This window comes from Citrobacter sp. C348 (genome assembly GCF_047467975.1).
GTDB lineage: Bacteria > Pseudomonadota > Gammaproteobacteria > Enterobacterales > Enterobacteriaceae > Citrobacter > Citrobacter gillenii.
Map to the genome: position 1 here is coordinate 17,015 of NZ_JASJUJ010000003.1, position 12,693 is coordinate 29,707.

Annotated in this window: 9 protein-coding genes; 3 read left to right on the forward strand and 6 right to left on the reverse strand. The window is 54.3% G+C overall.

What is annotated here, in order from left to right:
- Positions 1–3: 3 nt before the first annotated feature.
- The 3 genes from QNN86_RS06680 to puuE form a co-directional block, all read right to left on the reverse strand.
- Complete coding sequence (locus tag QNN86_RS06680; protein ID WP_182269898.1) at positions 4–1,011, reverse strand: ABC transporter substrate-binding protein; 1,008 nt, start codon at positions 1,009–1,011, stop codon at positions 4–6.
- Positions 1,012–1,020: 9 nt separating this feature from the next.
- The gene (locus tag QNN86_RS06685; RefSeq protein WP_182269899.1) at positions 1,021–3,153 is read right to left on the reverse strand and encodes a TonB-dependent siderophore receptor; all 2,133 of its coding nucleotides are present in this window, start codon (positions 3,151–3,153) and stop codon (positions 1,021–1,023) included.
- A 220-nt stretch (positions 3,154–3,373) separates the two neighbouring features.
- On the reverse strand, positions 3,374–4,636 hold the full coding sequence (gene puuE, locus QNN86_RS06690; protein ID WP_414210809.1) for a 4-aminobutyrate transaminase: 1,263 nt from the start codon (positions 4,634–4,636) through the stop codon (positions 3,374–3,376).
- A 107-nt stretch (positions 4,637–4,743) separates the two neighbouring features.
- On the opposite strand from puuE, the gene QNN86_RS06695 reads away from it, so the two are divergent.
- The gene (locus QNN86_RS06695; RefSeq protein WP_414210810.1) at positions 4,744–6,219 is read left to right on the forward strand and encodes a PLP-dependent aminotransferase family protein; all 1,476 of its coding nucleotides are present in this window, start codon (positions 4,744–4,746) and stop codon (positions 6,217–6,219) included.
- A 90-nt stretch (positions 6,220–6,309) separates the two neighbouring features.
- On the opposite strand, the gene QNN86_RS06700 is transcribed toward QNN86_RS06695, so the two are convergent.
- The 3 genes from QNN86_RS06700 to QNN86_RS06710 form a co-directional block, all read right to left on the reverse strand.
- Positions 6,310–7,518 (reverse strand): cytochrome c, encoded by a 1,209-nt coding sequence (locus tag QNN86_RS06700; protein ID WP_414210811.1) that lies wholly within the window; start codon positions 7,516–7,518, stop codon positions 6,310–6,312.
- A 3-nt stretch (positions 7,519–7,521) separates the two neighbouring features.
- Positions 7,522–9,414: an NAD(P)-binding protein gene (locus tag QNN86_RS06705; protein WP_414210812.1), complete on the reverse strand. Its 1,893-nt coding sequence runs from the start codon at positions 9,412–9,414 to the stop codon at positions 7,522–7,524.
- Between the two features lie 99 nt (positions 9,415–9,513).
- Complete coding sequence (locus QNN86_RS06710) at positions 9,514–10,941, reverse strand: aminobutyraldehyde dehydrogenase (RefSeq protein WP_414210813.1); 1,428 nt, start codon at positions 10,939–10,941, stop codon at positions 9,514–9,516.
- 291 nt (positions 10,942–11,232) lie between these two features.
- Between QNN86_RS06710 and QNN86_RS06715 the strand changes: the two genes are divergently transcribed.
- Complete coding sequence (locus QNN86_RS06715) at positions 11,233–11,958, forward strand: FadR/GntR family transcriptional regulator (protein WP_414210814.1); 726 nt, start codon at positions 11,233–11,235, stop codon at positions 11,956–11,958.
- Positions 11,959–11,982: 24 nt separating this feature from the next.
- Entirely contained in the window at positions 11,983–12,681 is a 699-nt protein-coding gene (locus tag QNN86_RS06720) for a cache domain-containing protein (protein WP_182269906.1), read from the forward strand.
- Positions 12,682–12,693 lie beyond the last annotated feature (12 nt).

Here is a 12,693-nt window from a genome sequence, read left to right on the forward strand (position 1 = left end):
ATACTACTCTGGGGGTAGCGCCTTTAAAATTCGCATCGCGTCCTGCTGGCTGAGTGAATAATCAAAGAACTGGCGATAGAATTCCCGCGTTATGCTGACCATATCAAGCCCGGGAAAACGTGTCGGATGCAGCTTCGATGCCGCCCATTGCAACTGTAGTGCGCTTTCCGTCCCATAGCGGTCCCAGGGGAACACCCCCGCAGGATTGCGCCAGACCCTACCATTTTTTACGGCGTTAAGTTCGTTGAACAGCGCCGCGTAAGGCGAGCTGGCAATGTCGCCACATCCGGCCCCAAGAATAATTATCTCTGGCTGCCAGTAAAGCACCTTCTCGGGCGACACCTCCTTCATATTACCGACGATTTCGCCTGCGGCGTTCCGTCCGCCAGAAAGCGTGATCCAGGTGTCGATTAACGTGCTACTGCCGTCGACCTTTAGCGGATTCAGCGACTGGATATGCAGAACCCGGGGGCGCTGACTTTCCGTCAGCCCTGCGGTTTGAGTCCCCACGCGATGAAGAACGCGTTGTAAATACTGATTGTACGCAACCGCCCGGGTACGCGCCTGCTCAGTGCCCAGCGCTTGTGCCGTTGCGGTGACTGATTTTTCCATTGAGGGATAATCAGTAAACGCCATTTCTAAGGTTGGGATCCCCGCCTGACGGTAGCTCTGGGCATCACCCTTACCTTTTGCGACAAACAGTACATCGGTATTCAGGGCCAGCAGGGCTTCACTATTAAATGATGTCCCCCGGATTTGTACAGCCTGATTAAGAGACGGATTAATTTTGAACATCCATGGCTGACTCTGCGCATGGTTGACGGTCGCCACAATTTGACTGCCGGCCCCCAGCGTCATTAATACCGAATGGTGAGCAAACCAGCTATCGGCAATACGCTGAACATGATTGGGCACACTCACCGTCTGGCCGGCATCATCCACCACCTGGCGCGCGGCTAGGACGGGAAACGCCAGCCACACACAAAGTAGCCATGTGTGGCACGTTTTCATCATTAGTCCTTAAAAATCAACCTGAACAGAAAACTGCGCCTGGCGTGGAGTCCCCAGCTGCGCGCTCGCCGCCCCGGCCCCCGTATAGCCTGTTAATGCCCCCGGAACAATATTGGTCCAGTAGTGGCGATCGGTCAGGTTAGTGATATCAAAGCGGAAGGTGGTTGGCGTGTTCCATAATCGGGTGGCATAACGACTGCCAATATCCACGGTGGTGTAGCTTCCAACCCAGCTGTCGTTCGCATTATCTGTCGCCCGGCGTCCGACATAATGCACGTTAGCGTCCACGTCCAGCCCCTGCACCTGCTCAATGGTGTAGATGGCGAGCACATTCGAGGCAAAGCGCGGTAAGCCAACCACTTGCTTACCCTCCGTATTACTGGCAGCGGTATTATGCAGCACAGGATCAAGCCAGGCGCCGCCCCCTAACACCCGCAGATTTTGGGTGATATGCCCGTCAGCCATCAGTTCCAGACCACGGTTCTTCTGTGTACCGTCCTGGGCAAAGCTCCCCTTGTCGTTGGTATAGGCAAAGGGTCGTTTTGCTTCAAACAGCGCGGCGGTGAGTAATAGATCCTTCACCGGCGCGTATTTTGCCCCCACCTCGACCTGATGGCTGCGGTAGGGATCTAACACTTGTCCTGCATTCTGCGCACCGGCGGGCGCAGTATCGCCCTGCTGGAGGCTGTCAGCCCAGGTGGTATACAGCGTAACGTTCTCAACCGGTTTATACATCAGGCTGCTGGAACCACTCATGCCGTTATCTTTTTGACGACTGCTTTCATGACCGGCTTTGTTGTAGTTACTGACGGTGAACAGGTTTTCACTGCCCGACAGTAATAAACTCCATTGCGGGCTAAAATGCAGCGTGTCGCTAAGCAGGAAGGCATGCTGAGTAGTGGTTGCTGAATGATAGCGATCGGTAAAGTCCGGATAAGGCGGGCGCGGATAGTCGGTTTTTTTTCCGAGAGAAGAATGGCCCAGCGTGAACGTTCCCCCCATCCTCGGGTTATAGTTTTTCCACACAAACCCGCGCAGGCCGGTGGCAATATCCTGCGTCAACCAGCCGCTATCAATGCTCCCGGTCAGATTCGCTAAATAGCTGTTGATCGTAAAGCGGCTGGCCGCAGAGTTGGAGGTCGTAGTGGTGTAATTGCCCCGATTATCCGTCAAGGTATTGGTGACTGCCGTCGATTCGCGGTCGGAAACCTGATGCAACGCGCCAAAGTCCAGCATCCAGTTGCCGTTAAAATCATGCTTGATGTGCATATCCACGGTGGTCGTTTCGTCATCATGCCCCGCATAAGACTGACCATATTTCCCGTCAGTCGGGTCAAACGCCGACGGAAACTGCACGCCTTTTGCCAGCGCAAAACTTCCCGGCATCCCTTTTTCGTAATAATGGTAATAACTGAAATTGCTCTCCAGCACGGTTTTATCCGTTAGCTGAAAATCCAGTCCTAATCCGCCGTACTGCCGGCGGACATGGCTGTCGGTGGTGTAACTGTGCCCTTCATCATTGAGTAAATTAAGGCGATATTTCACCCGGTCTCCCGCATCAATGGGGCCGCTAAAATCCATCGATGCCAGCGTGCCCGACCCCGAGCCCTGTCCCACGGTGACACGGTGTAACGGCGTATCGCCAGGTCGTTTAGACACCAGATTAAACATGCCTGCCGGATTGGCTGGCCCGTATAACGCCCCCGCAATGCCGCTCAGTACCTCGATGCTCTGGAACTGCTCCGTCGGATATTCGGTGGTGGATACGGCATTCAGACCATCAATCATGTGGTTTTGCACCACACTCCCCTGCATTCCGCGGGTCTGCGGACGCACACCATCCCCCTGAACTGACGGGATATAACGATAAACGTCTTTAACATCGGTGATTTGCTGCCGATCAATCACCTTTTTGGACAGGGTTTGCACCGACCAGGGCACATCAATCACTTCGCGCTCACCAAGACTCCCCAGCGTCGCTTTTTTTTCACTGGCCGGTGGCTCGTGTTCCGCGAACGAAGAGGCCGAAGGCGCGGAGGCTGAAACGATAACGGTATCCTCAGCGTGCACCGTCACCGCGGCGGAAAGACAGGAAAACGTCAGCAACCCGGAGGCAATGGGCGTAATTTTATTATTTAACATGTATTGATTCAGTTATTTAGATAGAAAGACTGGAGGTCGCTAACACAAGCACCTTCTCTTGCGGGGTACGGTTATTATATTTGTGTGATGAATAGGATATGCCTGACCGATATATATGTAAATATACAACGAAGGGGTAGATAGGCTAACGGTCATAAAAAAGCCGACGATAGCGATTATCGTCGGCTTAATGAAGAGGAGGACGCGATTGCAGGTGGAACTATTTGGTCGCGGATTTAATAATTTCCAGCGCTTTTACGAACTGTTCCTGCGGAATGGTCAGCGGGTAGAGGAAACGGATCACGTTGCCGTACTGGCCGCAAGTTAGCAGCAGCAGTCCCTGCTCAAGGGCTTTCTTCTGTACGCGTTGCGCCGTGGCCGCAGAAGGCTCTCCGGTGCTGGCATCACAAAACTCAGCGGCAATCATCGATCCTAACCCACGCACTTCGGCGAGTTCCGGGCACCACGCGCGGGCATCGTTCAACGTGGCCCGCAGTTGTTCACCCAGCGCCGCCGCCCGCTGACACAGTTGCTCATCATGAATAATATCAAGCACCGCATGAGCGGCTGCTACGGCAAGCGGGTTACCGGCGTAGGTACCACCCAGGCCACCCGGGGCAGGAGCATCCATAATTTCAGCTTTACCGACCACCCCGGACAGCGGCATGCCGCCTGCAAGGCTTTTCGCCATCGTCATCAGATCGGCTTTGTGGGCGTAATGGTCCATGGCAAAAAGCTCGCCGGTGCGGGCAAAACCGCTCTGGACTTCATCGGCAATCATCACAATACCGTGCTCATCGCAGATGCGGCGAATAGCGGCAACGAATTCAGGCGGGGCCACCACAAATCCCCCTTCCCCCTGGACGGGTTCAAAAATAATCGCCGCGACCTGGCTGGCGTCGATATCAGCTTTAAACAGACGCTCGATGGCTTTTATCGAATCTGCGGTGGTGATGCCCTGCAATGCAGAAGGATACGGCGCGTGGTACACCGATCCCGGGAACGGCCCGAAGCCTTTTTTATACGGTGCAACTTTGCCGGTCAGCGCCATCGTCATATAGGTACGGCCGTGAAATCCCCCGCCAAACGCGATCACGCCAGGGCGACCGGTGTGGGCGCGGGCAATTTTAACCGCATTTTCTACGGCTTCTGCGCCGGTGGTAAAGAACGTGGTTTTACGCAAACCGTCAATCGGCGCGGCCGCATTGATTTTCTCCGCCAGCGAGACGTAGCTTTCGTACGGGACAATCTGATAGGCCGTGTGGGTAAAGGCCTGAAGTTGCGCTTCAACCGCCTGCACCATACGAGGATGACGGTGTCCAGTATTCAGGACGGCAATCCCGGCAGCAAAATCAATATATTGATTGCCTTCGATATCGGTAATGGTGCTGTTTTCTGCCGACTGGGCGAAAAAGTCACACATTACGCCCACGCCGCGCGGGGTGGCATCCAGACGACGTTGTTGCAGGTTTTTATTATTCATTCTCTACACCTTGTTCATAAACACATTCAGGGTTGAATTACCCTTTAAATCTAGACGCCATCTGGTACTTTAATCGAGAGCCAAATCGTTTTATTTTAAGGATCCAAATGCGTTCACTTGCCGGAGATGTGATCAAGCATGCATTTAGCCAACAAGCCGACGAGAAACTGCACCGGCGTTTATATGCCGCCATCTGCAGCTGTATTCTTGAAGGCAGCCTGAAGCCCGCTACCCGCATGCCGCCTTCGCGCGATCTGGCGGGTGAACTGGCGTTATCGCGCAATACCGTTTTGCGGGTGTACGAGCAACTGCAGGCCGAAGGGTATATTTCTGCACGTACCAGCAGCGGCACGTTTGTCACCGACAGCGTGCTGGACAACCTCGCGCAACGGCCCGATAAAAAAAACGCGCCCCCCGCACAGGAAGACCGCGCCAGCCTGTCCACCCGCTGCCTGGAGCTGCTCGGTAATGCCAGCGCCAGCCCGCGCCAGTGGGGGGCGTTTATTCCTGGCGTTCCGGATGTGCAACATTTCCCCCACCGCACGCTTAAAAAAATTCAGGACAGGCTGGCAAGACGCCTGCGCCCGGAGTTTCTCACCTATGATGCGGCGGGTGGCGACGGTGAACTAAAAGAAGCGCTGGCGGACTATTTGCGTACCGCGCGCGGCGTCAGGTGTGCTCCTGAGCAGATCCTGATCACCGAAGGCATCCACCAGGCGCTGGATCTGGTGACCCGCGCCCTGTGTAACCCTGGCGATAACGCCTGGATAGAAGAGCCGGGCTATTGGGGAATCAAAAATATTCTGCGCATCAACGCGGTTAACTTCTCGGCGATGGCGGTTGATGAACAGGGCATGGTTCCGCCAGCGTCGTCAGCAGTGGCCCCGAAACTGATTTTTGTGACACCGTCACATCAGTACCCACTGGGGTCGGTGATGAGCCTGAGTCGGCGGCGGCAACTGCTGTTTCGCGCCCGTGAAACGCACAGTTGGATCGTGGAAGATGACTACGACAGCGAGTTTCGCTTTTCGGGTCAACCCATTCCTTCACTGCAAGGGCTGGAGGAAGAAAGTCCGGTTATCTACATCGGGACGTTCAGCAAAACGCTCTATCCCGCTCTCCGACTCGGGTATGTTGTGCTGCCCAAACCGCTCGCTGCCCCGCTAAAAAAAGTTCATAACGATCTCTATCGCGGCGGACACCTTCTGATTCAGGCCGCGCTGGCGGAGTTTATCCGCGAAGGCTACTACGCCGCGCACATTCGTAAAATGCGCCAGTTATACAGCCGTCGTCGTCAGACACTGGTGGACCTGATCGCCACGCAACTTGGAGAGGCGTATCTGGGACCGTTCAACAGTAACGCCGGGCTGCATCTGATTTTACAATTGCCAGCCCATGCCGATGACAGCACGATTGCGCAGTTGGCGAATGCGCAAGGATTGCTGGTACGACCGCTTTCTCGCTACTACGTCAACGAAGAGAAACGCCGTGGTCTGTTGCTGGGTTTTGCCAGTATTGAAGAACATGAGATGGCCGCGGCGTTTACCCGACTGGCGGGGATAATCAAAACAAACGTAGGATAAACGTTGCCGGATGGCGTCGCTAATGCGTCTTATCCGGCCTACGTTAAGGCTTTACAGGCCGGATAAGCGCTGCGCCATCAGGCATGACGCTTAGTGGGTGGCGGGTTTAAGTCCGGCAAGCTCCTCCTGACTGACCTCGCCATTGCCTTCACCCCAGCTTTTGCGCACATAGTTGATCACATCGCGCATTTCGCCCTCGGTCAACAATCCGTTATACGCGGGCATCTTAAACGACACGTTGCCGCGCGTGGTCGGCGTTTCCGCGCCCTGCGAAATCACTCTGAACAACGGGGTTGGATCGTCAACCATCACCAGCGGATTATTGATAAGCGACGGCGCGTTGTTATCCGTGCCTTTGCCTTCCAGACCGTGACAGGTTGAGCAATAGCGGTTATAGACCACTTTTCCCGCTTGCGGTGAGTTCGACCAGGTCGCCGTGGTGGTAGCCGCACGTACCGCCTCCGGTTTGGCGCTTTTCAGGCTCCGCAGATACTGTGCAATCGCAGCTGCATCGTCATCCGTCAGGTATTGCGTACTTTGACTCACGACTTCAGCCATCGAACCCGAAACCGCAGCGTGCTTGCTTTTACCGGTCAGCAGCAGCGACGTTAACTCCTGCTCAGACATCCCGGTGCCCCGAAGAGACGGAGCATACCAGCCGTCAATCATCGCACCGCTCAGATACCGTGCATCGGCATGGGTGTAGGCTTTCTCGTTCATCGCCATTCCCCTCGGGGTATGGCAGGAGCCGCAGTGGCCTGGTCCTTCAACCAGATAAGCACCGCGCTGGATCCGCGCGGCGCTGGCATCGGTGCTGCTGCCGGCAGCAGCCGTTGCCGGCGCGTCGGTAAAGAGCCAGTTCCAGATATGCAGCGGCCAGCGGGCTGAAATCAGCCAGGGGATCTCACTGTCTTTATTTGCTGTCGCAGACGGCGTGACATCATGCATAAAGTAGCGATACAACGCCTGGACATCTTCGTCGGACAGCTTTGCGTAAGACGGATACGGCATGGCCGGGTAAAGCGGATGGCCATCTTTGGCAATGCCCTGACGCACCGCTTTTTCAAAATCCTCGTAGGAATAGTTACCGATGCCGTGGGTTTTGTCCGGCGTGATATTTGTCGAGAAAATATCACCGACCGGCGTGGGAAACTTTTTGCCCCCGGCCATCGCATCCCCACCCTCAGCGGTGTGACAGGCTACACAGTCTGAAATTCTGGCGATGTACTCACCGTGAGAGTCAGCGGCGGACACCGTCGCGCTAAACAAACAGGCGACAAGAACAGTTACATTACGCATAGATCACCCCATATCCTTGAGTTCGTTAACCGCACGCCATGCCTGATCGATAGCCGCATGAGCATAGGCGCTCCAGTCAGCATCAGAGTTGGCAATCGCGATCCGGCCGATGGGCTGGCGCGCCCGTTCGACAACCTTCTCCATTTCATCCATGTCGTCGAACAGCGGGTTGGCGTAATAAGCATAGCCATGCGCCCAGCGGTTAACCGTAATAGCGGCGATATCCCGTTGATTATCAAAACCCGTCGAGCCAAACATCTCCTGCAACTGGCCACGGATCATCTCTTCATGCGCAGCAAACGTGGTCCCCAGCAGATAGGCCCGTCCCAGGCGGAATTGTTCTCTCGCCGGTAAGTTACTGCCCGGATAGGTTGGCACATAGACCATATGAATCACCATCGGATCGTCCGGGGTCGCCGGGTGCTGATAGCCGCCAATGCTGACTGGATAGTCGAGCTTAATGCGGCTGTACGGCGCAGCCGGGGAATAAAACTCATGTACGCCGAGTTGCTTAAACGCCTGCCAATTTTTCACCACTACGTTGGTGTACACCAGCGGCGCCTTTACGTTCAGCTTGAGGTCTGCCTGCTGTTGTTTCGGCATTTCCGGCACCAGGTACGGGATCATCATGTTGTAACCCGCCATGATGGCGTTTTTTGCGTGCACTCGATGCAATTTGCCGTCACGCAGATAGGTTACGGCCACGCCGCCCGGCACGTTGGCCGCATTAATCACGCTACTGTTGAGGCGCAAACGCGTGGTATTTTCCGGCAGATCCAGCTTTTCGTAATGCAATCTGGCGAGGACGGAATCCTCCATGGTGGTCCCCGGCAAGGCATCTGGGAGCATATATCTGACCATTATTCGTGCCAGTCCCGCGTTGCCATCGGGAAAGTGATAAACATACGGCTCTTCGAGGTCGGCCAGTGACTCGCCGTCCAGCGGCGGCAGACCTAATGCTTCCATGCCCGGTAAGGCGCATGCCCGGGCATCGCTACAGGAAATGCCCTCTATGCCGATAGCAAAGAAATCGTTGGAGCGCTGCTGGAAATAGAGCAGTGCCATTTTGCTTAAACCGACTTTCGTCGCCAGAAATTCACTGTAGCTGTGGGTATCCAGCCAGCTACTTTTCTCCTCGACCGTCATGCCCGGAAGGTAGTCGCCAGGGCGTACATGCAGATCGATAAGCGCTTTTCGGTCGCTCTCACTCAACGGAAAATCATTGATAAAGTCTTCAATCTTACGACCGTTGAGCCGGTCCGGTGGAATATCGTCGGAAACCGCGCGTCCCGGATCGCCGCTGACGATTTTGGTCTCGCCAAAATTCTTTTTGTCGAAAAAGACGCCGCGACTGAGCTGCCAGTCTGGATAGAAGTTGACGTCAAAACTCTCTTTGAGCTTGGTGGCGCTCACGCCGAGTGTTTCCATCAGCTTTTGTACGTCCGGGCTGAAATTATGCGCTGGCGACTGAAACGACTCACTGCCGCCATAGCCGATCAGTTTTTTTCCGGCTGTGCTAAATTCGTTACGTTTGGCGTGGCCGCCAAAATCATCATGGTTGTCGAGGATCAGAACCTTGCTGTTTTGCCCGACAAGTTGCCGCCAGAAGCATCCGGCCGCCAGCCCGCTAATGCCGCCACCGACCACCACCAGGTCGTATTTTTCCTCGATGGGAAGCGCCGTTAAATCAAATTTTTTCTGTTCACGGCCCAACGCGTGAGCCATTTCAAACGAACCCGGATGGTTACCGCGCAGCCCCGTCAGGCTGGGTGGGTAATAACTTCCATCGATAAATTCATGTCCTTTTCCTGCCGCTCTGACCATATCCAGAGGGGTCAGCCCCGCGGCGATGGTGACCGCCACACCGTTGAGAAAATCACGTCGGGTAATTGCCATTAACTTGTCCTTTTGTCACGCACACACAGCCCAAAAAACAGCACAAATGTTCGAATTATTCGTCGTCGGACTTGCTGTCCGTCCGCTGCGATTTGCCCGCTATTCAGCGATATCGCACATGATATGTTTAACTCTAGTATATTCATCAAGAGCATAGGAAGAGAGATCTTTACCGTAGCCGGATTTCTTGAATCCGCCGTGCGGCATTTCCGCACACAGGGGAATGTGGTTGTTGATCCACACCGTGCCAAAATCGAGGTCAATGCAAAAACGCTGTGCGCGGCCGTGGTTACCGGTCCAGACGCTTGCGGCCAGGCCGTATTCCACATCATTGGCTTTGTGCAACGCGTCTTCGTCAGTCGAAAAGGACTGAATCGCCATTACCGGACCAAACACTTCATGTTGAATGGCTTCGTCGTGCTGATGCAGACCGGAGATGATGGTTGGCTCAAAGTAGAAGCCCGGTCCGGGCCCTGCTCTGCCACCCGTTTCAATTTTTGCATGCGCAGGCAGACGCGCAATAAAACCTTGCACCTGCTCCAGTTGGTTCCGGCTATTCAACGCGCCATATAGCGCATCCCTATCCTGCGGGGGACCAAATTTGATGCTTTTTGTTTTCTGGATCAATTTTTCCAAAAACTCAGCATAAACGGACTGCTCGACGAGAATTCGCGTGGCGGCAGTACAATCTTGCCCGGCATTGAAAAAGCCGGCGGTAGCGATCGTCTCAATCGCCCTGTCGATATTCGCGTCGGCAAATACCACTGCGGGCGCTTTACCGCCCAACTCCAGATGGGCTTTGGTCAGGTTTGCCGCCGCCGACGCGGCCACCTGTAGACCCGCACGTACCGAGCCAGTAATCGAAACCAGTGAGGCCGTCGGGTTCGACACCACCAGCGAACCGGTTTTGGCTTTCCCTAATACCACATTAAACGCCCCTTTCGGGAACAGCGGCGCGGCCAGCTCAGCCAGCAGCAGCGTGCTGACCGGCGTGGTGTCACTCGGTTTAAGCACCACCGTATTGCCTGCCGCCAGCGCAGGGGCTATCTTCCACACCGCCATCATAAACGGGTAATTCCACGGCGTGACTTGCCCCACAATACCCAGCGGTTCGCGACGAATGGTTGAGGTGAACCCGGCAGAATATTCACCGGCAGCCTTCCCTTCAAGGCAGCGCGCGGCACCGGCAAAAAATCGAATGGCGTCGCAGGAGGCCGCGATCTCTTCTTTCTCAATAAAATGGCGCAGCTGTCCAGTTTCCTGACTCTGGGCGTTAACCAGTCGCTCTACATTGCGTTCGATTTCATCAGCCAGCGCCAGAAGCGCTTTTTGCCGCTGTGTGGGCGTCGATTTCTTCCAGATACTGAACGCGGCAGCGGCGGCCGAGTAGGCCAGATCGACTTCTGCTGCCCCACCATTGGGCGATAACGCGTATGTTTCACCGTCCACCGGGCTGACCAGCTCAAACGCGTCTTCGGTACTGCCCGCCACGTAGTGTCCGTTAATAAAATGCTTCAGGGTTTTCATGACTGTCTCCTGCCCGTTAATACATAAAGAATCTTATGTAATATATATATTGTAAAATTTTTTCAAATGCGCAACATTGACAGTATGATAAACGTCGCATTTTTAACTTAAATTTTACATTTTCGCGGTAAGGTTATTCATCGTCATTTGACGCTAACGGGACACACATCCGCCTGTGCAACGGTTTTGCGCATGGGCAGGTAAAATAACGCGACCATTCTGACCTTCCTTGCCTGACGGGCTTGTGTTAGAAAGGTTTGTGGTTTCAGGGAATTGAGTGCAGAAAAGATTATGATTACTCATGCGGTCATATTTGCGCCTATCGGGCAGGTCAGTCGTTCCGACCAGATTGTGCAGCGCCTTTCAAACGCCATCATTACGGGATTGCTCGAGCCAAAAGAGCAACTGCCCAACGAAACCGACCTGGCAAAGATGATGGGCGTCTCTCATATCACCATCAGAGAAGCACTTAACACGCTTCGGGCGAATAATCTTATCCATACGGTTCGTGGCCGAAATGGCGGCAGCTTTGTTTGCGAAAATATTAATGGCAAAAATAGCGCCCTGCATCCGTTTAAATCGATTGGCACAGATTACCTTTCCGACTTAGGCGAAATGCATTGCGCCATTATCAGCCACAGTGCCAGGCTGGCCTCCCGGCGCATGACCAATGCGGATATCGCTAAATTTCGCGAGTTTGTTGAGGTGTTAAGAAAGGCGGATTCGCCCGAATTAATGACCCAGGCCGACATGCGTTGTCTGCTGGCGATCGCCGCCAGTTCGCATTCAGCGCGGCTGGCGAACCAGGAGCTGCAGGTGCAGGCGGAATGGGCCTCGCTGGTCGCTATACTCTATCGTTCTGGCAATATTCACGCCGAGATTATTGCACTCTATTCAGCGCTGGCCGATGCGCTGGCCGTGCATAATGAGGCAGAGTCGGTGCAGTTTGCCACCCAGATTATCGACACATTTACCTATTATCTTATTGAAAAAAAGCTGAAATATAACGCGAACTGACCATCAGTGAAGGCAGGACAGACCATGAGCTCTTCGACATCCCTTAGCGCATTAATCCGTAAAATTGATGATATTACTGTCTCTACCGTAGAGTCTACCGTTGCGCTGGCGAGGAGCATCCACGAGGCTATTGCCGGTGTACAAAAAGGCTCGGCAGAGGTGGTCCTCGACCCGGCAGTGAGAGCCACTGTTCAGCAGCACATTAAACACACGCTGAATCACAATCACTATTGCTCAGGCGCAGGGTTCGCCAGCCATATTGAGAATACGCCAACCCGCAACGAGTATTGGCTGCTGGAGTGGTGGTATAAGAAAGATAACGGTCTGAGTCAGGCGCATCTGGATTTAGATCAGGCCACCCAGCAGCGGTTGGATTTCAGAACCTTCGAGTGGTTTAAGCATTCTCCTCCGGCAGGTGAAGCCTATATTCACGGACCGTACGTCGACTATATCTGCAACATTTCTTACACCCTGACCTCGGCGGTGCCCGTTTACTACCATGACCAGTTTCTTGGCGTCGCCGCCGTCGACCTGCTGGTAAGCCAGATAGAGGCAGAACTGCTCTCCTGCCCCCAACCTGACTATGTCATTCTGACCAATCTGGAAAACCGGATTATCTTCTCCAGTTGGCCGCGCTATCGCGTGGGCGAATTACTGTCACCGACTAATACCCGCATTGTGTATCAGAGCGACTACTTTATTCTTTACCACTATCAACACTAAGGGCCCGAAGGC

Bases quoted from the DNA above. Each gene is read 5' to 3' on its own strand.
- QNN86_RS06680 (WP_182269898.1), bottom strand. From the start codon at position 1,011: ATGAAAACGTGCCACACATGGCTACTTTGTGTGTGGCTGGCGTTTCCC.
- QNN86_RS06685 (WP_182269899.1), bottom strand. From the start codon at position 3,153: ATGTTAAATAATAAAATTACGCCCATTGCCTCCGGGTTGCTGACGTTT.
- puuE (WP_414210809.1), bottom strand. From the start codon at position 4,636: ATGAATAATAAAAACCTGCAACAACGTCGTCTGGATGCCACCCCGCGC.
- QNN86_RS06695 (WP_414210810.1), top strand. From the start codon at position 4,744: ATGCGTTCACTTGCCGGAGATGTGATCAAGCATGCATTTAGCCAACAA.
- QNN86_RS06700 (WP_414210811.1), bottom strand. From the start codon at position 7,518: ATGCGTAATGTAACTGTTCTTGTCGCCTGTTTGTTTAGCGCGACGGTG.
- QNN86_RS06705 (WP_414210812.1), bottom strand. From the start codon at position 9,414: ATGGCAATTACCCGACGTGATTTTCTCAACGGTGTGGCGGTCACCATC.
- QNN86_RS06710 (WP_414210813.1), bottom strand. From the start codon at position 10,941: ATGAAAACCCTGAAGCATTTTATTAACGGACACTACGTGGCGGGCAGT.
- QNN86_RS06715 (WP_414210814.1), top strand. From the start codon at position 11,233: ATGATTACTCATGCGGTCATATTTGCGCCTATCGGGCAGGTCAGTCGT.
- QNN86_RS06720 (WP_182269906.1), top strand. From the start codon at position 11,983: ATGAGCTCTTCGACATCCCTTAGCGCATTAATCCGTAAAATTGATGAT.